Below are 23,007 nucleotides of genomic sequence, written 5' to 3' on the forward strand. Positions count from 1 at the left end.
GTGAAATACCATTCTGATAAGTGTTGATATCGTACGGGTATGAATGAGCTTGATGTCCGTCAACTCCGGTACTTCGTCGCGGTCGCGGAGGAGCTGCATTTCGGACGGGCGGCCGAACGGTTGTCCATCGCACAGCCACCCCTGTCCCGGACGATCAGCGACATGGAGCGCATGATGGGTGTCGCGTTGCTGGAGCGCACCACCCGTCAGGTTCGGCTGACCGCTGCCGGCGAGGTTCTGCTGCGCGACGCCCGGCTGGTGCTGGATTCCATTGCCGCGGCGACACGCCGTGCCCAGCGCGCCGGACAAGGCGACGCGACGCTGCGGCTGGCGGTGAAGGTCGACTACGACGGGGGACTGCTTCCTCGTGTGTTGGCCGCCTACCACCGTGACGGCAACCCTCGCCCGGTCGAACTGATGCTCGGTGACCTCGGTGAACAGGTTCAAGCGCTGCGCGACGGCAGGGCGGACGTCGCATTGGTGCCCGCGCCGTTCGACGATCGCGGCCTGGACACCCGGCCGGTGCTGACCGAACCCCGGTTCGTCGCGCTGGCGGCGGGTGATCCACTGGCCGGTCGCCCGTCATTGCGCTTGGCCGATCTGAAGGGGAAGGTCCTCGCCGACGGGACACCGGCCACCCTCGGACCGGTGCCCTCCGAACCGGCGACTGACGATGGCGCGGCCCCCTGTCGCGACCTGACGCATCTGCTGAACCTGATCGAACTGGGGCGTGCCGTCTGGTTCCCACCCGCCTCGGTGGCCGCCCGCAACCGTCGGTCTGGGGTCACGTACGTGCCAGTCGAGGACCTCACGCCTGCTGAACTGGTCCTCGCCTGGCCGCGTGGCGCGCAGTCACCGGCCGTGTCGGCCTTCGTCCGCGCAGTGTCGGCTGTAGTCGACGAAGACCCAGACACAGCAACCGAGCCACGAGGCGATGCACTGGCATCGCTTGCCGGTGTGTCCGATTTGAACGGTCAGGTCAGCGGCCGCCCCAAAGGCGACGCGGGCCGCTGAGCCGCCGCGTCACGGTTGTCCGCTGTGGTGAGCCAACGCGTTCAACTCGCGGGAGACCTCCCGTTCGTGTTCCGCCAGGTCTGCTCGGGCGCGGCGAGGGCTCCAACGGCCACGGATGAGGAATGTGGTGGGCAGGAACAGCAGTTGCCCGGCCACACATATCCAGAACCAGAGTTCCCATTGCCGTGGGAGTTCGGTGGACGCGCGGGCGACCTCCGGTCCGAATTCCGCCAGGACGGCGAGGTCGGGCGCTGCCTTGGCGACGGTGTCGAGGCCGGCAAGGCCGACTTCGGTTGCGGCGCGGGTGGCGAGGTCGGCGGGGATCGAGGTGGCCGGATAGCGCGACAGCTCCTCGAACAGCGCCGGGTGTTGCGCCACGATGACCTGTGCTGGTGCTGCGCGCAGTTGGGCTTCCGTGACCTGCTTGCCGTGTTCGACGAGAGGTGTCACCCCGGTGACGACCAGCGGGATGGCGATTGCCGCCAGGGCCGTGACGATGCGGGTCGTCCAGCCCCAGATGGCGAGGCCGGCGGCTGTCGCGGCAGGGCCGTGGCGCTCGATGTTCTCGGTGAAGCCCGCGAGCCACGGGGCGTAGGACACGGAACCTGACACGCTGATCGCGACCAACAGCAGTACCACGACCGGGTAACTCACGCCGGGTGATGTGGCCACGGCGGTGAACATGGCCGTACAGCACAGTGCGGCGATCGTACCCGCCACGATGAACGGTTTGCGGACTCGCAATCGGTCGGACAGGACGCCCATCACGATCATGGACACTGCCTGGGATGTCCACACCCAGTTGTTGACACCGCTCGCCTGCTGCTCCGACCAGCCGTGCACCGTCGAGAAGAAGACGGCGCTGTTGCCGACCATGGTCAAGTAGAAGAGCAGGTTGAACGCGATTCCGATCGCGGGCAGCACGACGTCCAGGCGCAGCACCGTCCGCCAGCGCCCGACTTCCAGGCTTTCGGCTTCACCGCGAGCCTCGACCAGCGCACTGTCCTGCGCCGACACGATGACCTGGTTGCGGATCCGGGCCGGAAGGTCGCGTAGTCCGAGGATGGCGACAACGGACACCACGATGCCCGCGATGCCCGCGTACCGGATCTCCTGCTGCCACGACGAACTGCTGAGTGTCAGGCTCGCCACCAGCGCGACGATCAGGCTCCCGACGACGGGTCCGGTGTTCCACAGGCCCATCGCGGTGGCGCGGCCGAGTTGCGGCGAGAAGTCCCGAACCATGGCCGGTGACGCCACCAGCATCAGGCCTTCCACGAACCCCATGACGGCCGACAGCAGGAGGAAGAGCTCCTTGTTCGGCACCGCAGGCAGGACGAAGGTCGTCACCAGGGCGACGAGCAGCAGTCCGTAGGCGACGGTGTTGGCGCGGCCCCAGCGGTCCAGGGCTCCGGCGGCGAGCGCGGCCATCGCTCCGGCGACGCCCCCGATGATCGCCACGACGGCGAAGTAGCCGAACGACATCTCGAAGTGCCGCATGACGGACACGGCCACGGCCGAAGTGACGTATATCATGAAATAGAGCGAAATCGTTGCCAGGACGACGATCGCAAGATTGCGGAAGCGTGGGCCGTTGGCGGGGTAGTGGTCGAACTCGCGCTTCCATAAGGGATACGTCCGCGTCATGACGGCCTCCGGGGGTCGTTGGGCTGCAGGTAGACCGACTTGAGGTGCTGGTACGCGGTCAGTCCTTCCGGACCCAGTTCCCGCCCCAGACCGCTCGCTTTGACGCCGCCGAACGGAGCGCCCACATCGATGTCGTAGAAGTTGACGCCGACGGTGCCGCTTTCGACGCGGCGTGCCACGTCCAGGCCACGCTCCACATCGGACGTCCAGACCGTGCCGCCGAGGCCGTACTGGGAATCGTTGGCGATGGCGACGGCTTCGTCGATGTCCCGGTACGGGATCACCGCCAGCACAGGCCCGAAGATCTCGTTCCGCGCGATCAGGCTGTCGTTGCTGACATTGCCGAACACTGTGGGGGACACGAACCAGCCACGGCGCAGACCCGGTCGGCGGCCGCCGGCGGCCAGCGTGGCGCCTGCGCGCTTGCCGAGCGAGATGTATTTCTCCACTCGCCGTCGTTGCCGCTTGCTGACCAGCGGTCCCACCTGCGTCTCGGGATCGAGCGGATCGCCGACCACGAGGCTGGACGCCATGTCGGCGACCGCGTCCAACACCTCGTCGTGACGGTGGCGCGGCACGAGGATCCGCGTGGACAGGTGGCAGGTCTGGCCGTTGTTGAGCAGCGACGCGGTCGCCAGGCCGGTGACAGTTGCCTCGAGGTCCGCGTCGTCCAACACGATCGCTGCCGACTTACCGCCCAGTTCCAGCGTGACCGGCCGCACGAGCCGGCCGCAGATCTCGCCGATGCGGCGGCCCGCCGCGGTGGACCCCGTGAACGCGACCTTGTGCACGCCAGGGTGCGCCACCAGATGTTCGCCGAGGACCCCGTCGCCCGTGACGACGTTGAGCACCCCCGGCGGCAGACCGGCGCGTTCAGCCGCGGCGGCGAGTTCGAGCGCGTCGAGTGTCGTCTCCGGCGCCGGTTTGAGCACGACGGCGCACCCAGCCGCCAACGCGGGCGCCAGCTTGAACATCGTGAGCAGTTGAGGGAAGTTCCACGGCACGATCGCCGCGACCACGCCGACCGGTTCACGCCGCAGCAGGGTCTCACCGCGTCCGTCGAGTCGCGGCCGGCGCTCCTCCTGGGGGATGGCAGCGGCCAGCGCGGTGTAGTACCGCAACAGCCCGACCGGCCCCGGGGCTTCGGTCGCTGTGGCGAGCGTGATCGGCATTCCGTTCTGGACGCTGGTCAGCCGCGCCCGCTCGGCTGAGTTGCTGTCGAGTTCGCCGGCGAACCGGGTGAGCAAACGGATCCGGTTGTCCGCCGACTGCCACTCGGGCGACCGCAGAGCACGGTCCGCGGCGGCTACCGCGCGGTCCACATCGGATGGGGCGGACAACGCGACGGTGGCGATGTCCTGCTCGTCGGCGGGGGAGATGACGGGGAGGGCCGCGCTGGTGGTCTGCCAGGTGCCGGCGACGTAGAACGGCTTCACCGCTGGTCTCCAGGCAGGAGCACCGGCTTGACCACGTCACCGCTGAGGCAGGCCTGTTCGGCCTCGTTGATCCGGTCGAGGGGGAAGGTCCGGATCAGCTTGTCGAACGGGAACCGCCCTTGGCGCCACAGTTCGACGAGTGGTGGGATGCAGGTCTGCGGAACGGCATCGCCCTCGATGATGCCCATGATGTTGCGGCCGACGCCCAACGCGGTCGGCGGCAGCACGAGGTCGCCCCGCTGCACACCCAGCACGCCGCAAGTGCCGCCGGGCCGCAGCACGTTCACCGCGGTGGTGATCACGGACGGCACACCAGTAGTGTCCACTGTGTACTCAGAACCGTTGGTCACCCGCACGATGTGCTCCGCCAGATCGGGCTGCGCACCGTCGAAGGTGTGGGTGGCGCCCAGTTCCTCCGCGAGCGCCAGACGGTTCTTGACCAGGTCGACGGCCACGATCGTGGTGGCACCCGCGACCTTCGCGGCCATGACGGCGCTCAGTCCGACTCCGCCCGCGCCGAACACGACCACACTCGTACCCGCCTCGACGCCAAGCGCCGCGAACACCGTCGCCGCCCCGGTCTGCACGCCGCAGCCGAGCGGGCCGAGCAGCTCCAATGGCAGCCCCGGATCCACTTTCACCGCATTGCGCGAACTGGCCAGGCAGTGCGTCGCGAACGACGACTGGCCGAACCACCGTGCGGCGACCGGCGCGCCTGAGGCATCCCGTACCGGAGTATCGCCGGTCACCGTGGTACCGCTGAGGTTGCGTGGGAAGAACGTGTCACAATAGGCGGGGTGTCCGGTGCGGCAACGGCCGCACTGGTGGCACGAGTCGAACGAGAGCACCACGTGATCGCCGGGCACGAAGCCGGTGACGCCCTCGCCGACGGCCTCGACGATCCCGGCGCCCTCGTGCCCGGTGATGATCGGCGGCGCGGCCGGGAAACCCGGCGTGCGGGGCAGAAGGTCGCTGTGGCACAACCCGGTGCCGACGATCCGGACGAGGAGCTCAGCAGGCCCCGGATCGGCCAGATCGACCTCTTCGAGGTGATATGGGCCGTCCGCGGCGCGCAGCACGGCGGCGGTGATTCGCATGGTCGGTCGGCCCTTCACGGACGGTCTTCGGGCAGCAGGTACTTCGGGTTGTCCACGCTCACTCGCCGTACGGCGTATCCGTGCAGCGCGGTCAGCAGGTCGGGAACCCGGTCATCCAGGTCACCCGCGGAGATGCGCCGGGCGAGTGAGGTCGCCAGTCCGGCGTCGTCGGCCGTTGTGGTCCCGGGCGTGAGGAAGCCGGCGAATACGGTGCGGTCGTGCGCATGCCAATCCGGGCCCGCGTGCAGCTCGCGTTCGACGATCCGCAATGCGTTCACGGCCACCCGGGCGTGGAACCTGTCGGCTCCGCTCAACGAGTCGCGGCCGAGCCCGTCGAGCCATTCGGCCACCGCCTGGACGAGCCCGGCGGCGCCGGGAAGGTGTTGCATCACGTCCTCCTCATGAGCTGGATCAGGTCGTACTCGACCTCTGAGACGCGCCGTCCGATCGCCGCGAGTTCCACGCTGCGGGCGTGTCCGGACAGATGGACCGCTACCTGCGACAGGCAGGTCACCCCCCATCTGAGCGTCCCGTGCAGCTCCCAGAAATCGAGGTCGGCCTTGCCGATCGGCCACCCGCCCGCATCGGCGTAGGCGGCCAGGAGTTCGTCACGACGTCCGAGACCACCCGCTTCGTGAGCGTCGTTGCCGAACCGCCACGCCCGCACGCAGAACCAGCCGAGGTCCTCGCCGGGCTGGCCCAGGTGCGTCAACTCCCAGTCCAGGACCGCCATGAGTCCGCGCGGGCCGACCATGAGGTTGCCCGTACGGATATCTCCGTGCACCACAACGGGTTCACCGCCTTCGGGTGCGGTCTCCAGCAGACGGCGCGCGGCGAGAGCGAACACCGGCGACACCATTCCGTCGCCGAACCGCTCGGTGGCTTCCGCGAGCCGCTCGACCGATTCTCGTGGGCTCAGTGCGGCTGGGAGGAACGGCAGGTGGGCGGGCGGCACACGATGGATGCGGGCGAGGGCTCGCCCGACATCCGCGGTGAGCACTTCGCGTGCGGCGGTGAACTCTTTGTCGCGCAGCACTTTCCGGGGAATGGTCACACCTTCGAGGAACTCCAGGACCAGGTAGGCGGGGCCGTTCTCGCTGGCGGGCCCTGCGGCGAGGACAGCGGGGACGGGGACGCCCGCGGACGCCATCTGTCGCAGCACTGCGGCTTCCGCGATTCGGTCGCTCTGCGGCGGTCCGGGCCGGTCGCGCCGCAGGATCACCTTGCGAGTGCCTTCGCGGCCGGTCACGGTCGCGACCCAGGTCTCCAGGGAAGCCCCGCCGGACAGCCGCGAGAGCTGCTCGACGGCAACCGCGTCAAGGGCATGAGCGAGCGTGTCCGCCGCCGATGATTCCGCGCTCACGACCGGACCCATTCATCGAACCGGGCGCGCAGCACGTCCTTGCGCAGCTTGCCGGTGTCCGTGCGCGGCAGGGGTTCTTCCGACACGATCACGGTGGCCGGTACCTTGAACGCCGCCAGCCGACCGGCCACATAGGACCGCAGCTCCTCCGCGTCCGGCACCTCCCGGCCGGGCGTCACGAACGCGACGACCTCCTCGCCCAGCGTCGGGTGTGGACGCCCGACCACGGCCGCGTATGCGACTTTCGGGTGGTCGCAGAGCACGTTCTCGATCTCGGCGCAGTACACGTTCTCGCCGCCCCGGATGATGACGTCCTTGATCCGGTCGCTGAGGTAGATCCGGCCCTCATCGTCGATCCTGCCGACGTCGCCGGTGCGCAACCACCCACCCGGGAATGCCGTGGCGGTCTCCTCAGGCCGGTTCCAGTAGCCGCGGACGACGCTCGGCCCGGCAACAACGATCTCGCCCGTGACGCCGGGCGGCAGCACGATCCCGGTCTCGTCGATGACGGCGACGTCCAGCACTGGGCACGTCGTTCCCACGCTGTCCGGGTGCTCCTGGTACTCGGTCCCGATATTGGTCGTGATGTTCGCGGAACTCTCGGTGAGTCCGTAGCCGACGCCGCACGACGCCTGGGGCAGTTGCTCGGCGATCCGCCGCGGCAGCGCGGGCGGTGCGGGCGATCCACCGAACGCGACGTAGGTGATGCTCGACAGGTCGCGTCCCGCTCCAGCGTCCAGCACCGCCTGCACCGTCGTGGGTACGCCGACCAGCCGGGTAAGCCGCTCTCGCTCGATCAGGTCGACCGCGGCCGCGGCGTCGAACCGGTGTACCAGCACCAGTTTCGCGCCCTGCGCCATCGCGGTCACCAGCGTGGCGTGGCAGCCGGTGGCGTGGAACAGCGGGACGGTGACCAAAGTGGACTCCTGCGGCGGCGCTGCTGCCCCGGGCCGGGTCGCACCAGTGGCGCGGGCGAGTGCCTCGGCTCGCGCGCCCGCGAAGAGGAGGTTGTAGACGTTGGTCAGCATGTTGCGGTGCGTACCCACGGCGCCTTTGGGACGGCCGGTGGTGCCTGACGTGTAGAAGATCGTCGCGTCGTCGTCCGGGCCGAGACCCACCTCGGGCAGGGCGAACGGCGCGTGCGGATCGGCTATCGCGCCCATCCGCACGGCGTTGGCGAAGGCGACCGGTGGCTCGTCGAGCGCGACGACGGTACAGCTCTCCAGACGCCCCTCGAGCCGGGAGAGCCGGGACGCGTCGGCGAACAGGACCGTGCTGCCGCTGTCGGCGAGGGCGTACTGCAACTCCTCGCCCGTTCCCCAGCTGTTGAGCGGCACCACGATCGCCCCCGCCGCCGCGGCGCCCCAGAACGCGATGCTCCATTCGATCCGGTTGCTCGATGCGATCGCGACCCGGGTTCCGCGCCGGACGCGCCCTTCGGACGCGAGCCAGCGGGCCACCGACGCCGCTGCGCGAGCATGGGCGGCATAACTCAGCCGCCGGTCGTCTTGCACCAGATAGGTGATCTCGCCCCAGTCCTGCCCGCTGCCCAGCAGATCGCCCAGCGTGCCCGGTGCGTGACGCCAGACCTTCATCCGCCGGCCCAGGACCTCGCGCTCGTCGATTTCGAACGGCGCGCCTTCGGCTGTCAGCTCGCCGATGACCTTCTTGACAACATCATTGGTGTACAAGGTTTTCTCCTCAGCGGCGGATCAGCCGGAGGCCGGCGACGTCACGGAACGCGGGAGTGGGCACGCGGGTGACCGGCTTGTCGGGGGCGAGCTGCCAGTCGTCCATGAGCGGGAGCATCGCCGCGATGGCCTCACGTAGTTCCAAACGTGCCAGCCAGGCGCCAAGGCAGAAATGCGGACCAGCGCCGAACGCGACGCTCGCCGATCGCTTACGGGTGATGTCGAAGACCGCGGCGTCGTCGAAGGCGTCCTCGTCACGGTTGGCTGAGGCGAACGACAGCATCACCTGCTCACCAGCGGCCAGGCGCTCGCCGTGCAGTTCGAGGTCTTGGGTGAGTGTGCGGACGAAGCCCTGGACCGGGGACTCGAACCGGACGATCTCCTCGATGGCCTGGGGGATCAGGTCTGGATCTTCACACAGTGCCGCGCGTTGATGTGGGTGTTCGATCAGCAGCAGCACCGCGTGCGCGAGAGCCGAGGACGTGGTCACGTTCCCCGCCAGCATGAGCAACGAACAGAAGTTGAGTACCTCTTCGTCGGTGAGAGTGCTGTCGCGGTCCGCGGCCGTGACCAGCCGTCCAATGAGGTCATCGGCCGGAGCGACCCGCCGCTGTGCCATCTGGCCCGCGAAGAAGCCGACGACTTCCATGACGGTCGCGTGGGCCACGGCGGCGAACTGAGTGTCGGCGGAGCGGGCCCAGGATATCTCGATCAGCATGTCGGACCAGCGTTTGTAGTCACGCCAGCCCTCGGGGTCGATGCCAAGGTAGTTCCCGATGACGCGGGTGGGCAGCTGGGCGCCCACCAGATCCATGAAGTCGAACGAATCGAGCCCGGCCACGCCGTCGAGCAGCGTGGCAGCGACAGCGCCGACCTCGTTCTCCAGTCGGGCAATGCTGCGTGGCGTGAACTGCTGGCTCAGCACGCGCCGCAGGCGCGTGTGGTCAGGTGCGTCGGTGGCGATGAGCGATCCGGCACCCCCTTGCCTGCCGAAGGCGACGCCATCGGCGGACGAGAACTTCTCCGGGCTGCGCAGCGCCGCGTGCACGTCTTCGTGGCGGCTCAACAACCACACGTCGGGATCGCGTAGCCGCAGCACCGGCGCCTCGGCCCGCAGCCACGCGTAGAACGGGTACGGATCGGCCAGGAATGCCGGGTCGTAGAGGTCGAAATCGGTGCTGACGGGCACGGGTCCTCCCGTGGGATCGACTCAGTGGGTTGTATATGACGTCATATTCAGATTTGTGGTTGGCAATGGTCGCCAGCCAGGATCGATGCGGTCAGTCGGGCAGGCCGACCGTCCGGGCCCAGATGTCCGCGATCAGCTCGGCGGCCATCACCGGGTCCATCGGAGGCTCGGCGGGGTCGAACGCGTAGGTCAGGTAACAGAAGCGATCGGCCAGGGCGCACAACGCACGGGCGGTCGCGGCCGGGTTTCGGACGGGCGGGAACAAGTTCTTGCGCGCTCCGCGTCGCAGTGCTGTCACGACACTGGCCTCGACTGTGGTGGTGAGTTCCCGGCGCAGGTCGGCCAGTTCCGGCTCGGTCTGGCAGACCTCCTCCCACACCTGGTTGAAGGCGGCGTTCTCGGCGTAGGTCGTGACGTAGTCGATGAGCATGGCGTTGAGGGCGCTCCTGCCGTTGTCGATCGACCAGTGAACCCGGCCGCCGTCGAGCACCTCGGTGACGTAGCTCTGCGCCAGTGCCGCCATCACATCGGCGCGGTCACGGAAGTACTGGTAGAACGTACCCAGGCTGACACCTGCGGACTCGCTGATCTGCGCGACCGTGGTCGCCCGGTAGCCCTGCTGTTCGAGCAGGCGGCGTGCGGCGTCGAGCAGGCGCTGACGGGTCGCGGCGCCCTTTGAGCCCGGAGCGAGGATCCGGCCGTCCTGGCGGCGCAGCGGCGCCCTGCCGCTCGAGGCGGCCCTCGAGTCAGGGTGGTTCGGCGTTTTCCCGTCGGCGTTCTGGTGATCCGCGCTGGTTGTCATCGTTCTCCCGGGTCGGTTCTCTGCCATAGTAACCTGACGTCAGTATCAGGTCTATTGCGCCGGCATGGCGTTCGCGTCGTCCACATCAGACCGCGGCGGGGTGGGCAGGTCCGGTGGAGTGCGGGAGAACCGCGGGGCGGGCGCTGGCTGGGCGACGCCGCCGATCCGGGTGATGGTTCCGCGGGAGGTCAGATGCGGGTGCACGGCGGCTTCCTCGAAGCTCAGGACCGGCGTCACGCACGCGTCGAGGACTGTGAAGACCTTCTCCCAGTGCTCGCGCGGGTGTTCCAGGAACGCGGCCGTGAACGCGTCCCGCAGCACAGGCCACGCGCCTGGCAGCGTCCGGTCGGGCAGCCCGGCGGAGGTCAGTCCCAATCCTTCCAGCAGCGCTGCGTAGAACCGCGGTTCCAGCGCACCGACCGCGACGTATCGACCGTCCGCGCACACGTACGTGTCGTAGTACGGCGCGCCACCGTCGAGGAGATTCACCCCCCGCTCGTCGCGCCAGACACCTTGCCCCAGCATCGACCACGTCATCTGCGCCAGGACGCTCACGCCGTCGACCATGGCCGCGTCGACCACCTGGCCCTCGCCGGAACGCTCACGTTCCCACAGCGCGGCGAGCACACCGCAGACGAGGAACATCGACCCCCCACCGAAGTCGCCGGCCAGGTTCAGGGGCACGACCGGACGTTCGCCGCGCCTGCCCACCGCACCCAGCACACCGGTGAGGGCGATGTAGTTGATGTCGTGCCCGGCGCGGTCGGCCAACGGACCGTGCTGGCCCCAACCGGTCATGCGCCCGTAGACCAGCCGTGGGTTGCGCGCATGGCAGTCCTGCGGGCCTACGCCGAGTCGTTCGGCGACACCGGGGCGATAGCCCTCGACGAGCACATCGGCCTTGTCGATCAGGCCCAGCACCACCTCACGTCCCGCGGTGGTCTTCAGGTCGGCCTCGACCAGCCGCTTGCCGCGCTGCAACAGATCGCCTTGCGGGACAGTGCCAGGCCTTTCGACGCGCACGACCTCAGCGCCCAGATCGGCGAGCACCATCGCGGCGTGCGGCGCCGGGCCGATGCCGCCCAGTTCCACGACGCGTAGGCCGGTCAACGGTCCTGGCATGGTGTTGTTCCTCCACTTCCGTTTCTCCGTCTCGATTTCCTGTCGAAAGGAAAGGACACCGTGGGCGAATCAGGCCGGATGACCGCGCTGGCACGAGGTCTCAGGTTCCCCGGGGACCGATCGCGCTGAACGACGGTTCCCTGTTGCCAGCTGCTTGACTCGCCGAGGGCGACCTGATGGTCACCAACACCTGCTTCGTGGGGGCCGGTTCACACGCTGACCACAGGTCACAGAAGTGGCTTGTCCCAAGGGGTTTCCCCCTTGAGAACAGCACGCGCCACCACCATGCGGTGGATCTCGTCCGCCCCGTCGTAGAGGCGGGCGTAGCGCGCGTGCCGGTACATGCCCTCCAACGGCGTGTCCTCGCTGACGCCCAGCGCGCCGTGAACCTGGATGGCGCAGTCGACGACGTTGTGCAGCATGCGGGCACCCCAGAACTTGACGAGGCTGATCTCGGTGCTCGCGCGCCCGTCCTGGTCGTAGCGGCGGGCGGCGTCCAACGTGAGCAGCCGAGCGGCCTGGATCTCCGCAGTCGACTCGGCGATGTAGCGCCGGATCTCGCCCTTCTCCGACAGCAGCGAACCGTGCGCCTCGCGGGTCTTCGCCCGTGCCACCATGAGTTCCAGCGCCCGCTGCGCCTGGCCGAGCCACCGCATCGCGTGGAAGATCCGGCCCGGGCCGACGCGGTCCTGGAACACCGCGAACCCGGCACCGCGCTTGCCCAGCAACGAGTCCGCGGGCACACGGACATCGGTGAGCCGAAGCTCACAGTGATCGCCTCGGTCGGTGCCCATCGTCCTGATCGCCCGCACGATCTGCAGGCCCGGCGTGCCCTTCGGGACCACGACCGCGGAGATCCGGCGGTGCGGGCTCTCCGCGCCGGGATCGGTGACGGCGAAGACGGTGGTGAACGCCGCGCCATGGGCGCCGCTGACGAACCACTTGTGCCCGTTGACGACCCACTCGTCGCCGTCGAGCGTGCCGGTCGTGCGGATCCTCGTCGGGTCGGAGCCCGCCACCTCGGGTTCGGTCATCGCGACGCTGGGGTAGATCTCGCCGGCGACCATCGGGTGCAGCCAGCGGCGCTTCTGCTCCTCGGTGCCGTACCGGTCGAGCATGATCGCGTCCTGCATCGTCACGCTGCCGACGGCCTGCTGGCCGTACTCCGAGCGGCCGATGATCTCGTTGACGAGCGCGAACTCGTACAGCGACAGCCCGCCCCCGCCGAGGTGCTCGGGGTGCCCGAGCGCCCAGAGGCCGGCGGACTTGGCTTCCTGCTTGAGTTTTGTGAGTGCTTCGGCAGCAGCGGGCCCGCCCTGGTCGATGGTGTGTTCGGCGGGGATCACCCGTTCCTCGATGAACTCCCGGGTCCGGGCGCGGAGGGCTGCGATGTCGTGTGCCATGGGTTGTCCTCGCTGGAGTCGACAGGGCTACTTGACGAGCGGATCGCGCGGCAGGCCGAGGATGCGTTCCGCGATCTGGTTGCGGGTGATCTCCGACGTGCCGCCCGCGATGGTCATGCCGCGGGCGCCGAGCGCGGCGAGCACGCCTGCCATCGAGCCCTGTTCGAGGAACGCGCCGTCCACGCCGAGTGCGCTCATCAGGAAAGCCGACCGTTTCAGCAGGAATTCGGCCAGTACGAGCTTCGTGACGTTGCCCTCCGGGCCCGGTTCGGCTCCCGCGAGCGCTCGTTCGGCCCTGCGCAGGTTGAGCAGGCTCAGCGACAGTTCTTCCGCCAGTAGCGCCCCGAGCGGGCGGGCGCGGTCAGGGGTGACGGTGCGGGCGAGTCTGGTCAGGTCCAGCTCGACCGTTCCGCCGCCGCCCTGGCCGTTGCCGATGCTGACGCGCTCGTTGCCCATCGTCGCCCGCGCCACGGCCCACCCGTTGTTCGGCTCGCCGACGACATCCTCGTCCGGCACGAACACATCGGTGAGGAAGACCTCGTTGAAGTCGCTGTGCCCGGTCACCATCTTCAGCGGCCGGATCTCCACACCAGGGGCATGCATGTCGATGACCATCATCGTGACGCCGCGGTGCTTCGGCGCGTCCGGATCGGTGCGGACGGTTGCGAACCCGCGGCCCGCAAGGTGCGCGCCGCTCGTCCATACCTTCTGGCCGGTGACGAGCCAGCCGCCCTCGGTGCGGCGGCCGCGCGTTCGGATACCGGCCGCGTCGGAGCCCGCGCCCGGCTCGCTGAACAGCTGACACCACATGAGATCACCGCGCAGCGCCGGCCGTACGTATCGCTCGACCTGCTCGGCGGTGCCGTGCTGGATCAGTGTCAGCACGACCCAGCCGGTGATGCCGAGCACGGGCCGCTCGACGCCCGCGGCGGCGAACTCCTCATCGATCATGAGCTGCTGCGCCGCGGTGGCTTCCACTCCGAACGGCTTCGGCCAGTGCGGCATCAGGTATCCCGAATCCACCAGCGCCTGTCGCCGCTCGGCGGCCGGGCGGGCCGCGATGCTCGCGGCGACCTCCCGGATGGCGGACCGCTGTTGTCGCGCTTCCTCCGGAATCTCCACGGCGAGCGTCCGCCGGGTCCCCTCGGCGGCAAGGCACGTGACATCCGCCGCGGCCGCCTCGGCATCGGCGAACGCGGCCAACGCGAGCGCGCGCCGCTGATAAAGGTGGGCGTCGTGTTCCCACGTGAAGCCGATACCGCCGTGAACCTGGATGTTCAGGCTCGCGTTGCCGGTGAACGCGGGAATCGCCTGCTGCACAGCCACTGCGGCGGTGAGTGCGAACTGTTGTGGATCGTCTGCCGCCGCGCGCGCCGCATCCCACACAGCGGCGGTCGCCAGTTCGGACGCCACGAGCATGTTCGCGCAGTGGTGCTTGACGGCCTGGAACATCCCGATGGGCCGGCCGAACTGCTCCCGGGTCTTCGCGTACTCGACGGCCATCTCGGTGCATGCCTGGGCGCCGCCGACGGCTTCGGCCGCGGCGAGCAGGCGGTAGATCGCCAGAGCGCGGTCACGCCCACCGCGGATGATGTCGTCGTCCCGCACCAGCACGTTGTTCACCGTGACACGAGCGCTCGGCCGGGACGGGTCCAGGTTGTCCGGGACCCTGACCGTGACGCCGTCACGATCTGCTTGCAGCACAATGAGATCCGTGCCGGCCGCGAGCACGTACACGGCGGCACCGCCACCCCCGAGGACCGTGGCGCTGCCGTGTGCGCGCATCCCAAAGCCGTTGTCTTCCAACACTATCGAGCCATCCAGGCCGACGGCACCGGTCAGTTGCCCGTCGGCCAGTCGCCTGAGCGTCGAGACCGGGCCCAGGCCGCCGAGGACGGCGGACGCGGTCACCGTGGGCAGGAGTACCCCCGGCGCGAGGTGCCGCCCGAACTGCTCCAGCACCACGACCAGTTCGGTCAGGCCATAGCCCTCTCCGCCGTGCTCCTCGGCCACGTGGATGCCGAGCAGCCCCATGGACGCGGCCTCCGCCCACCACTTCGGTCGTTCTGTCCGCGGGTTCTCCAGCAGTTCCCGCGTCATCGCGCGGGCGTCGTGCCCGGCGAGGAAGGCGCCCACCGACTCGGCGAGCATCCTGTGGTTGTCACTGATGGCGATCGCCATGGCTGGGGTCCTTCGCGGGTTCAGAGCAGTTCCAGGACGGTGGCGTTTGCCTGGCCGCCGCCTTCGCACATCGACTGCAGGCCGTATCGGATTCCGTTGTCCCGCATGTGGTGCAGGAGCGTCGTCATGAGCCGGGCGCCGGACGCGCCGAGCGGGTGGCCGAGCGCGATCGCGCCGCCGTTGGGGTTGAGCAGTTCCCTGTTCGCCCCGGTCTCCCGCAGCCAGGCGAGCGTGACCGGGGCGAACGCCTCGTTGATCTCGAACGCGCCGATGTCGCCCACGGTCAGTCCCGCACGGCGGAGAACCTTGGCGGTGGCGGGGATCGGGCCTTTGAGCATCACGACCGGGTCGTCGCCCACGACCGTGCCGGTGTGGAAGCGAGCCATCGGCGTCCATCCGTTCGCGGCGGCGATCTCGCTGGTGGTGACCAGCAATGCGGCGGCACCGTCGGAGATCTGCGAGGCGTTCGCCGCGGTGATGACGCCGTCCTGTTTGAACGAGGTACGCAGCTTGCCGAGGGTTGCGAGGGTGCCGTCCCGGCGGACGCCTTCGTCGGCGGCGACCCGCTGTCCGGTGTCTGGCACGGTCACGGGCGTGACCTGTGAGGCGAACCGGCCCTCGTCGATCGCGGCCGCGGCCCGGGCGTGCGATTGCAGGGCGTGCTCGTCGAGTTCCTCGCGGGTGAAGCCGTACTCCGTGGCGATCATCTCCGCGCCGATGCCCTGGTTGAACATCACACCCGGGTATCGCTCGGCGAGCAGCGGGCTGAACGGCACACCCACCGTGCCCTCGGCGAACGCGGCCCCCATGGGGATCCGCGACATCGACTCCACGCCACCGGCGACGACGATGTCGTACTGACCCGCGATCACGCCTGCCGCCGCCTGGTGCACGGCCTGCTGCGACGAGCCGCACTGCCGATCGACTGTCACACCTGGAACGCTTTCGGGCCAACCCGCGGCGAGCACCGCGTACCGGGCGATATCGGCCGTCTGCTCACCGACCTGGGACACGCAGCCCCAGATCACGTCGTCGACGGCTGCCGGGTCCACACCGGTGCGGTCTCGCAAAGCGCGCAGGATCTGCGCCGAGAGGTCGACCGGGTGCACGCCCGAGAGCGCTCCGCCGGGCTTCCCACGGCCGATGGGGGAGCGGACCGCGTCAACGATGACTGCCTCACGCATGGATGGCTCCTTGGGCTCCTCGATGGGGACAGCGGGTCATTTGGGGCCGAGACGCAGCGCGCCGTCGAGGCGGATCACTTCACCGTTGAGGTAGTCGTTGTCCACAATCGACTCGACAAGCCGGCCGAACTCGGCTGGACACCCGAGCCGGGGCGGGTTCGGCACGACCCCGCCGATGGCGTCGAGCGCCTCTGGCGGGAGGTCGCCGAGGATCGGCGTGCGCATCAGGCCCGGGGCGATGGTCACCACGCGGATGCCGGATACGGCGAGGTCACGCGCGATGGGCAGCGTCATGCCGACCACGCCGCCCTTCGAAGCGGAGTACGCGGCCTGACCGACCTGTCCTTCGAACGCCGCGATCGACGCGGTGTTGACGATGACCCCACGCGAGCCGTCGATCGGGTCATTGGCGGCCATGTTCGCCGCGGCGAGACGCAGAACGTTGAACGTGCCGAACAGGTTGATCGACACTATGCGTTCGAAGTCGGCCTGTGGGAACGGAGTTCCGTCCTTCTTCACCGTCCGGATCGCGTTGCCGGTGCCCGCGCAGTTGACCGTGACGCGTAGCGGAGCGAGCTGGGCTGCCTGTGCGACCGCCGCTGTCGCTGTGTCCTCGTCGCGGACGTCGCCCGGCACGAACCGCACGGTGCCCGACGTCTGCGCGGCCAACTCGGCGACGGCCTGTTCGCCGCGCGAACCGGGGAGGTCGAGCACGACGACTTTGGCGCCACGTTCGAGCAACCGCTGTGCGGTGGCCAGACCGAGCCCGGACGCGCCACCGGTGACGACGGCCGAGATGCCGTTGATTTCCATGCTGCTCCTTGTTGGTCGAGAGGCCCTACCGGCCGGTCCACTTCGGAACGCGTTTCTCGGCGAACGCGGCGGCACCTTCGCGGGCGTCGGCCGAGACGAACACCGGGCCGGAGAGCTTCTCCTGGCGGTGCCACATCTCGTCCCGTGACCAGTCCGGGGCTTCGCTGAGGATCTGCTTGGTCACGCGCACCGCCAGCGGGCCGTTGGCGGCGATCGCGTCGGCGAGCCGGAGTGCTTCCACGAGCGCCTGCCCCGGTTCGGCGAGCCGGTTGACCAGACCCAGCGCATGCGCGCGCCGCGCGTCGATCGGGTCGCCGGTGAACGCGGCCTCCAGCGCCACCTGGTATGGGATGCGCCGTGGCAGCCGCAGCAGCCCGCCACCCGCCGCGACCAGTCCGCGCTTGACCTCGGGCAGGCCGAACGCGGCATTCTCGGCAGCGACAAGCAGGTCGCACGCCAACGCGATCTCGAACCCGCCGGCCAGCGCATACCCTTCGACAGCCGCGATGAGCGGCTTCGCGGGTGGCGCCTCGGTGAGACCAGCCAAACCGCGTCCGGGCAGCGCGGGGATCTCTCCGGCGAGGAACGCTTTGAGATCCATGCCAGAGCAAAAGGTGTTGCCCGTGCCTGTGATGACAATGACTCGGACGTCGTCGCGCGCGTCGAAGTGGTCCATGGCCGCCGCGACACCGACCGCGATGGCGCTGTTCACCGCGTTGCGGACCTCGGGCCGGTTCAGCGTCACCACACCGACTCCGTCACGGATCTCGGTGAGCACTGCGGGATCGGTGTTCGTGCTGGTCTGGGTCAAGAAAGCTCCCTCATCGGGATAAATCTGAATATGACGTCATATTACGATAAGCGGTCGTCAGGATCCCGTCAATCACGCGGGTTTCTTCTGGGTCAGGCGTCCTCGTGCCGTGCGACCGCCGCCCGCTTGCCGCCGAAGTGGTAGCTGAGCAGCTGATCGAGCTGACGCTCACCACGGCGCAGCAACCAGGCGCGACCGCCCGGAAGCCTGGCGAGCAGGCCGTGCTTGACGAGATTCACGGGGATGCGCAGCACGTGATACCAGGGCGGTGCGAGACGGAGGCCGAGTTCGCGCATCGCCGGACCGCCCGCCAGGACACGAGACAGACTCCGGAACTTCGCCAGCTCCCAGCGCCGGCGCCACGCCTGGAACCGCGGGAAGGTCAGCTCCAGGCGCGACCGGTCCAGCGCGGCGGCCAGCAGGCGAGAGTTGTCGCTGGGCGGCGGCGCGGTGAGCGACAGGTGGTAGAACTTCCGCCGCCCGTCCTGCTCGTCCAGTGGCAGCCAGTAGTCCGCGACGCCCATGAGCCAGCCGATGTAGCGCCACAGGTGCATCACGGCGTCACCCTGGGCGCGAGTGATGGGCATGCCGAGCATCCGCGCGCCGAGCAGGTAGTACGTGCAGTGCAGGCCGAGCGTCGCGCCTTGGTCGGCCTGGTTGACCGGCAGGCCGTGCACGTCCTCGTCCCAGTCACCGCGCGCACGAAAGCGATGGTTGATCAACGCATGCATGGCGCGCACGTGGACCGTGAGCTGCCAGCCCTGCCTGTCGCGCTCCAGGCCGCCTTCCCGTACGCACTCGATGACCCATTTCATGGTCTCGCCCAGCCGTCGCACGGGATCCTTGGTGAGACGCCCCGTACGCGCGAGCAGTTCGACGTCGGCGGAACTGCGGTATCCGCTGAGCAGGGCACCGTTGAGCACATCGACGAGGTTGGGACCGAACTGGCGCATCACCCGTGCGCCCTCCCGTAGTCGCGCGTCGTCGACCCAGCCTGGCCGCTGCTCGACGTGGCGGAAGAACTCCGCGAGCGGCGCGGGAATGTCCTCATCGCTTTGCTGCTGAGCCAAAACACGCCGGAACTGCGCGAAGGTGACATCACCACGGTGTATCGCTTCGGCCAGGCCCCGTCCTTGCCCGTCCTCGGTCCGGAGTCCTCGTGCGATGACTTCGAGTTCGTCTTGGGTGGGCTCTCTCGTACCACGAATGAAGGGGGCCAGCGGTGCGGCCGCGGCCCGCGCCCACTTGCGGTCCGCGAGAAACCGTGACGGCGCGGCGAAGGCCGGGTCAAAGGCGGAGCCGACGATCATGGCGGTCCTCTCGGCGAGTTTCTGAAGGTGATGTCATATTAGTACAACCCTGCCGCTGCGTCTGGCGGGCGTGGGTGGTGCGCGGGCAGCATGGAACCGGCATCTCTGTCTGCTTCGGCCGGGTACCTGGCCTGGTCCGACTTCTCAAGACATGCGCGGACCGCTTGTGCGGCGAGGTTCGCGACCGATGCGACGAAGCGGGTCTGACCTTCGGTGCCGAGTCGCATCGAGGAGTCCCGCTGTGGCCATCCCCATCTGCCTGCCAGGTGCGCGATCGCCGGCACCCGGTTGCCGACCACCGGCGCCGGAATCATCATCGCCCGCCGGCGACGCACCGAACCTCCACACGGCCCGGACGAGTGCGTCGTGATGGAATGGCCTAACTGTCAAGCCATTCGGGTCGAGTGATGGCCACCGGGTCAAGGCGGCTGAGGATTTTCTCGTACGCGCCGTGTAGCTGGTTGAGCTGCGCAGGCGTCAGCGCATCGATGACCAGCTCTCGAACGATGGCGACGTGACCATGCGACGCCTCCTGAACGGCGAGCAGACCCGCATCGGTCAATGCGGCACAGGTGGCACGGCCGTCATCCGGATCCGGCTCGCGACGCAACAGGCCGCGAGACTCCAGCCGCTTGACCACATTGGACAATCGCGACAACGACGCGCTGGCCAGCTGGGCGAGTCTGCTCATCCGCAGGACGTGACCAGGAGCCTCGGAGAGCATCGACAACACGTGATACTCGAAGAAGGTCAAGTCGCTGTCCCGATCGAGCTGGGCGTCCAGCGCCGCGGGCAGCCTGGTGATCAGGCGGACCATGTCCAGCCAGGCCAAACGCTGCCCAGGCGTGAGCCATCGAGTGTCCTCATCCGTTCCGGATCGATCCGACTCGCGCGCCACGCGACCAGTTTACTTGACTCTTGAAGCTAAACCACCTAGCTTGCTTCAATGTTGAACTTTCACTGGAGGTGGGAGCTCGTCGTGCGAATAGCGATCTTCGGCGCAGGTGACGGACGTGGCGGTGTGACCGCTGCCGCCGCCACTCTCGGGTATGAGGTCACGTGACCGCAAGCCGTCCTGACCATGCGGTCTAGCTAGTCACCACCCGCACTGGCCACGTCGGCACGCCTCCGCGCCAGGGTCGTGGTCACCATCAACCTGTGCTCGCCCAAGATGGCCAAGTCCGTCCACAGCAGACGATGATGCGACCCCGTGATGCGCGGTTGTTTCCTATGTGCACCAATGATGTTCGAGCCCTCACTGTCCATAGACATTCGACCGGAGCGGCGACCTTCCTTGCGGCGAGAACGGAGACTCGCGATGGTCGACCGGGGGACTTCCTCGCACACCAACGACATCGCGTACGACGCGTTCTCCAGTCATGACCCGGCCCGACTCGCGTTGGAGCACATCACTGGCCGTTGGGGGATGCCGACCCTCGGCGCTCTCGCTCGCGGACCCGTGCGATTCAATGCCCTGGTCCGCCGGATCGATGGCGTCAGTCGGAAGATGCTCGCCCGGACCCTGCAGGCTCTCGAACGTGACGGCTTCGTCCGTCGTGACGTCCAGACGGCTACCGCACTGCATGTCGAGTACAGCCTCACCCCGCTGGGGTTCGAGGTCGCCGCCAAAGCCCTTGAGCTGATCGGCCTGCTCCAGCGGCACATGTCCGACGTACTTGCCGCCCATCGGCGTGCGGACGGCGTCGCCCCATCGTCGGACACCGTTGAGATCTGGGTCACATCCCGTTTTTTGCTTGACGCTTGAACCAAATCGCTCTAGATTTACTTCATGCTTGAACTTATGAACAAGAGAGATCGTCATGTGTGTCGCGATCGTCGGGACGGGCAACCCCGGCAGCTGCCTCGCTGAAGCCGGCCCACGAATGGCCACCAGAGACGCCAACTGAGGGAGGACGCCTCATGGTCATCGCACCGGCGTCGCCCGCTGGTCCGGTGTGCGGACCGCCGGACGTGTCATCCAGGAAACCTCGGCCACCCCGGCCGCGGGGTGGCAAACCCCGCTCTTGTTCGCCTGTGCTGAATCGCTGTCCGCGAGGTCGGCCGGATCAGTCCGACCTCATCGCGGGTCCGGCGCCGACCAGATTGTCCTGATAGGACCGAAAGAAGATGATCACGATGACCCACCCCAGCACCGCTATGGTCACCGACCGCGGACAACCCGGGACGGGAACGGTCGACTACGTCGTGGTGGGCGCCGGTCCTGCGGGAACTGTGCTGGCGGCACGACTTTCGGAGGATCGCCACGCCTCGGTCGTGTTGCTGGAGGCCGGTGGTGAGAACACCAACGAGACCAGCAGGATCCAAGGCGCGTTCTTCCATGCGTGGGACACCGACTACAACTGGGGATACCAGACCACCGGTCAGGGCGGATTGGGCGGCAGGAGCATCGCCCAGCCCCGGGGCCGGGTGATCGGCGGATCGGCCGCGATCAACGTCGGCGCGTGGCTTCGTGGTGTGCCGGCCGACTACGACTCGATGAACCAGGCGGGCGCGACCAGACTCAGTGGCGCGCACGCGATCGAGACGTTCAAGCGGTTGGAGGACACCACCCGGGCCGCGGCCAGTTCGCAGCGCGGCTCAGGTGGCCCCATTCGGCTGACCCCGTTGGACCGGGCCACCCCGTTGAGCGATCGGCTCGCCGATGCGTTTGTGGAGGCCGGGTTTGGGCCACGTGGGGACGTGGACGCCGAGTCGCCGTACGTGGTGGACCGGTTCGAGACGACGTTCCCGGACCACCGGCGGCGTACCCCGGCTGATGCCCTATTGTCCACCGAAGTGCGCCAACGGCCCAATCTCACTGTCCTTACCGGAGCGAATGCGACCAGGATCCTGTTCGACGGCAGTCGCGCCAATGGAATCCGCTACACCCGTGACGGCCGACCGGTCGAGCTGCGGGCTCGACGTGGTGTGGTGCTGGCCGCAGGGGCCTACAACACGCCGCAGCTGCTGATGCTGTCTGGTGTCGGCCCGGCGCAGCACCTGCGGTCATTGGGAATCGATGTCGTGGCCGATGTTCCTGGTGTCGGGGCGAACTTGCAGGACCATCTGGGAGTGAAGTTGCGCGGTCTTGGCCGGCGCGGTACCACGGGGTCGATTCCCATGGCGGCCAAGGACGAGTGGATCGCCCAGTGGTTGCGTGACCGCTCCGGCCCGGCGAACTACTTCCAGGAGAACAACGTCGGCTTCTTCAACACCGATCGGCGCACGCCGTGGCCGGACTTCGAGGTGTTGCTGAGCTACAACCCCGACTTCGGCAACGGCACCTACTTCACCGACGTACCGCACAAGGACGACCGAGCCGGCTACTACATCATGGTCGTGCAACTACATCCCCACAGCCGCGGCAGTCTGACGCTTGCCTCCCCTGACCCGGCCGTGGCGCCCGTGATCGACCCCGGTTACCTCACCGATCCCCGTGACCTCCACGAGTTCGTCACCGGCCTGCGGCACGCCCACCAATTGCTGCGCACCACAGCGCTCGCACCGTACTCGGAGTTCGTGCACCCGGCCGCCGACGCTGGCGACGATGTCTACCGCGACCTGATCCGTGCCGACGCGGTCACGATGTACCACCCTGTCGGCACCGCGCGCATGGGCAACCTCTCCGACCCGCAAGTCGTTGTCGACCCTGACTTCCGGGTCCGTGACGTCACCGGGCTGTACGTCGCCGACGCGTCTGTGTTCCCGCATCTCGTCAGCGGCCACACCATGGCCCCGACCATGTACATCGGCGAAACCGCGGCCGCGGCCATCCACAGTCACGCGTCGGTGTGATCGCACGCCGTTTGCCGGCCAGCAAACGACAACCATCCGCATTGACAAGTATCAGCCACGTGAAACGTATTGTTTCACAACTAACATGGTGGCATCGCTCGGAGCGAATAAACCGCACCACAAGCGCGCTACAAGCCGCGACCCTCGTG

At 68.3% G+C, this 23,007-nt stretch carries 19 protein-coding genes; 3 read left to right on the top strand and 16 right to left on the bottom strand.

The annotated features are described in order from the left end of the window. Positions 1 to 39 precede the first annotated feature (39 nt). A complete protein-coding gene (locus AB0J95_RS49675; protein WP_364773607.1) occupies positions 40 to 1,014 on the top strand; it encodes a LysR substrate-binding domain-containing protein in 975 nt (324 codons plus the stop codon). A gap of 9 nt (positions 1,015 to 1,023) precedes the next feature. Here the strand turns inward: AB0J95_RS49675 and AB0J95_RS49680 are convergent, their stop codons facing one another. The 16 genes from AB0J95_RS49680 to AB0J95_RS49755 form a co-directional block, all read right to left on the bottom strand. After that, positions 1,024 to 2,661: an MFS transporter gene (locus tag AB0J95_RS49680; RefSeq protein WP_364773608.1), complete on the bottom strand. Its 1,638-nt coding sequence runs from the start codon at positions 2,659 to 2,661 to the stop codon at positions 1,024 to 1,026. Beyond that, positions 2,658 to 4,097, bottom strand: a complete 1,440-nt coding sequence (locus tag AB0J95_RS49685) for an aldehyde dehydrogenase (protein WP_364773610.1) — start codon at positions 4,095 to 4,097, stop codon at positions 2,658 to 2,660. Before AB0J95_RS49685 ends, AB0J95_RS49680 begins: the two co-directional genes overlap by 4 nt. Beyond that, a complete protein-coding gene (locus AB0J95_RS49690) occupies positions 4,094 to 5,194 on the bottom strand; it encodes an NAD(P)-dependent alcohol dehydrogenase (RefSeq protein WP_364773612.1) in 1,101 nt (366 codons plus the stop codon). The genes AB0J95_RS49685 and AB0J95_RS49690 overlap by 4 nt, the downstream gene beginning before the upstream one ends. Before the next feature lie 14 nt (positions 5,195 to 5,208). Next, the gene (locus tag AB0J95_RS49695) at positions 5,209 to 5,583 is read right to left on the bottom strand and encodes a DUF6285 domain-containing protein (protein WP_364773613.1); all 375 of its coding nucleotides are present in this window, start codon (positions 5,581 to 5,583) and stop codon (positions 5,209 to 5,211) included. Next, the gene (locus tag AB0J95_RS49700) at positions 5,583 to 6,557 is read right to left on the bottom strand and encodes a phosphotransferase family protein (RefSeq protein ID WP_364773614.1); all 975 of its coding nucleotides are present in this window, start codon (positions 6,555 to 6,557) and stop codon (positions 5,583 to 5,585) included. Before AB0J95_RS49700 ends, AB0J95_RS49695 begins: the two co-directional genes overlap by 1 nt. Continuing rightward, positions 6,554 to 8,248 carry a class I adenylate-forming enzyme family protein gene (locus tag AB0J95_RS49705; RefSeq protein ID WP_364773615.1) on the bottom strand — a complete coding sequence of 565 codons (1,695 nt, stop codon included), beginning with the start codon at positions 8,246 to 8,248 and terminating at the stop codon, positions 6,554 to 6,556. Before AB0J95_RS49705 ends, AB0J95_RS49700 begins: the two co-directional genes overlap by 4 nt. Before the next feature lie 10 nt (positions 8,249 to 8,258). After that, complete coding sequence (locus AB0J95_RS49710) at positions 8,259 to 9,437, bottom strand: cytochrome P450 (RefSeq protein ID WP_364773617.1); 1,179 nt, start codon at positions 9,435 to 9,437, stop codon at positions 8,259 to 8,261. A 91-nt stretch (positions 9,438 to 9,528) separates the two neighbouring features. Further along, complete coding sequence (locus AB0J95_RS49715; protein WP_364773618.1) at positions 9,529 to 10,239, bottom strand: TetR/AcrR family transcriptional regulator; 711 nt, start codon at positions 10,237 to 10,239, stop codon at positions 9,529 to 9,531. A 51-nt stretch (positions 10,240 to 10,290) separates the two neighbouring features. Continuing rightward, a complete protein-coding gene (locus tag AB0J95_RS49720) occupies positions 10,291 to 11,361 on the bottom strand; it encodes a CaiB/BaiF CoA-transferase family protein (RefSeq protein WP_364773620.1) in 1,071 nt (356 codons plus the stop codon). Between the two features lie 227 nt (positions 11,362 to 11,588). Then, positions 11,589 to 12,764 carry an acyl-CoA dehydrogenase family protein gene (locus tag AB0J95_RS49725; RefSeq protein ID WP_364773622.1) on the bottom strand — a complete coding sequence of 392 codons (1,176 nt, stop codon included), beginning with the start codon at positions 12,762 to 12,764 and terminating at the stop codon, positions 11,589 to 11,591. A 27-nt stretch (positions 12,765 to 12,791) separates the two neighbouring features. Continuing rightward, positions 12,792 to 14,945: an acyl-CoA dehydrogenase gene (locus AB0J95_RS49730; protein ID WP_364773624.1), complete on the bottom strand. Its 2,154-nt coding sequence runs from the start codon at positions 14,943 to 14,945 to the stop codon at positions 12,792 to 12,794. Between the two features lie 20 nt (positions 14,946 to 14,965). After that, entirely contained in the window at positions 14,966 to 16,129 is a 1,164-nt protein-coding gene (locus AB0J95_RS49735; RefSeq protein WP_364773626.1) for a thiolase family protein, read from the bottom strand. A 36-nt stretch (positions 16,130 to 16,165) separates the two neighbouring features. Further along, on the bottom strand, positions 16,166 to 16,942 hold the full coding sequence (locus AB0J95_RS49740; RefSeq protein WP_364773628.1) for an SDR family NAD(P)-dependent oxidoreductase: 777 nt from the start codon (positions 16,940 to 16,942) through the stop codon (positions 16,166 to 16,168). Between the two features lie 25 nt (positions 16,943 to 16,967). Then, complete coding sequence (locus tag AB0J95_RS49745; RefSeq protein WP_364773630.1) at positions 16,968 to 17,753, bottom strand: crotonase/enoyl-CoA hydratase family protein; 786 nt, start codon at positions 17,751 to 17,753, stop codon at positions 16,968 to 16,970. A 92-nt stretch (positions 17,754 to 17,845) separates the two neighbouring features. After that, a complete protein-coding gene (locus AB0J95_RS49750) occupies positions 17,846 to 19,063 on the bottom strand; it encodes an oxygenase MpaB family protein (protein ID WP_364773631.1) in 1,218 nt (405 codons plus the stop codon). Between the two features lie 379 nt (positions 19,064 to 19,442). After that, the gene (locus AB0J95_RS49755; RefSeq protein WP_364773632.1) at positions 19,443 to 19,880 is read right to left on the bottom strand and encodes a MarR family transcriptional regulator; all 438 of its coding nucleotides are present in this window, start codon (positions 19,878 to 19,880) and stop codon (positions 19,443 to 19,445) included. A gap of 501 nt (positions 19,881 to 20,381) precedes the next feature. Between AB0J95_RS49755 and AB0J95_RS49760 the strand changes: the two genes are divergently transcribed. Both AB0J95_RS49760 and AB0J95_RS49765 read left to right on the top strand, forming a co-directional pair. Further along, entirely contained in the window at positions 20,382 to 20,828 is a 447-nt protein-coding gene (locus tag AB0J95_RS49760) for a helix-turn-helix domain-containing protein (RefSeq protein ID WP_364773634.1), read from the top strand. A gap of 371 nt (positions 20,829 to 21,199) precedes the next feature. Further along, positions 21,200 to 22,858: a GMC oxidoreductase gene (locus AB0J95_RS49765; protein ID WP_364773635.1), complete on the top strand. Its 1,659-nt coding sequence runs from the start codon at positions 21,200 to 21,202 to the stop codon at positions 22,856 to 22,858. Positions 22,859 to 23,007: the final 149 nt, after the last annotated feature.

Origin of the sequence: Actinocrispum sp. NPDC049592, assembly GCF_040675465.1 — a bacterium.
Classification (GTDB): Bacteria; Actinomycetota; Actinomycetes; order Mycobacteriales; family Pseudonocardiaceae; genus Kibdelosporangium.

Excerpts from the sequence above, each read along its gene's own strand:
- AB0J95_RS49675 (WP_364773607.1), top strand. The coding sequence starts at position 40 with ATGAATGAGCTTGATGTCCGTCAACTCCGGTACTTCGTCGCGGTCGCG.
- AB0J95_RS49680 (WP_364773608.1), bottom strand. The coding sequence starts at position 2,661 with ATGACGCGGACGTATCCCTTATGGAAGCGCGAGTTCGACCACTACCCC.
- AB0J95_RS49690 (WP_364773612.1), bottom strand. The coding sequence starts at position 5,194 with ATGCGAATCACCGCCGCCGTGCTGCGCGCCGCGGACGGCCCATATCAC.
- AB0J95_RS49695 (WP_364773613.1), bottom strand. The coding sequence starts at position 5,583 with ATGCAACACCTTCCCGGCGCCGCCGGGCTCGTCCAGGCGGTGGCCGAA.
- AB0J95_RS49715 (WP_364773618.1), bottom strand. The coding sequence starts at position 10,239 with ATGACAACCAGCGCGGATCACCAGAACGCCGACGGGAAAACGCCGAAC.
- AB0J95_RS49720 (WP_364773620.1), bottom strand. The coding sequence starts at position 11,361 with ATGCCAGGACCGTTGACCGGCCTACGCGTCGTGGAACTGGGCGGCATC.
- AB0J95_RS49725 (WP_364773622.1), bottom strand. The coding sequence starts at position 12,764 with ATGGCACACGACATCGCAGCCCTCCGCGCCCGGACCCGGGAGTTCATC.
- AB0J95_RS49730 (WP_364773624.1), bottom strand. The coding sequence starts at position 14,945 with ATGGCGATCGCCATCAGTGACAACCACAGGATGCTCGCCGAGTCGGTG.
- AB0J95_RS49735 (WP_364773626.1), bottom strand. The coding sequence starts at position 16,129 with ATGCGTGAGGCAGTCATCGTTGACGCGGTCCGCTCCCCCATCGGCCGT.
- AB0J95_RS49740 (WP_364773628.1), bottom strand. The coding sequence starts at position 16,942 with ATGGAAATCAACGGCATCTCGGCCGTCGTCACCGGTGGCGCGTCCGGG.
- AB0J95_RS49750 (WP_364773631.1), bottom strand. The coding sequence starts at position 19,063 with ATGATCGTCGGCTCCGCCTTTGACCCGGCCTTCGCCGCGCCGTCACGG.
- AB0J95_RS49755 (WP_364773632.1), bottom strand. The coding sequence starts at position 19,880 with ATGGTCCGCCTGATCACCAGGCTGCCCGCGGCGCTGGACGCCCAGCTC.
- AB0J95_RS49760 (WP_364773634.1), top strand. The coding sequence starts at position 20,382 with ATGGTCGACCGGGGGACTTCCTCGCACACCAACGACATCGCGTACGAC.
- AB0J95_RS49765 (WP_364773635.1), top strand. The coding sequence starts at position 21,200 with ATGACCCACCCCAGCACCGCTATGGTCACCGACCGCGGACAACCCGGG.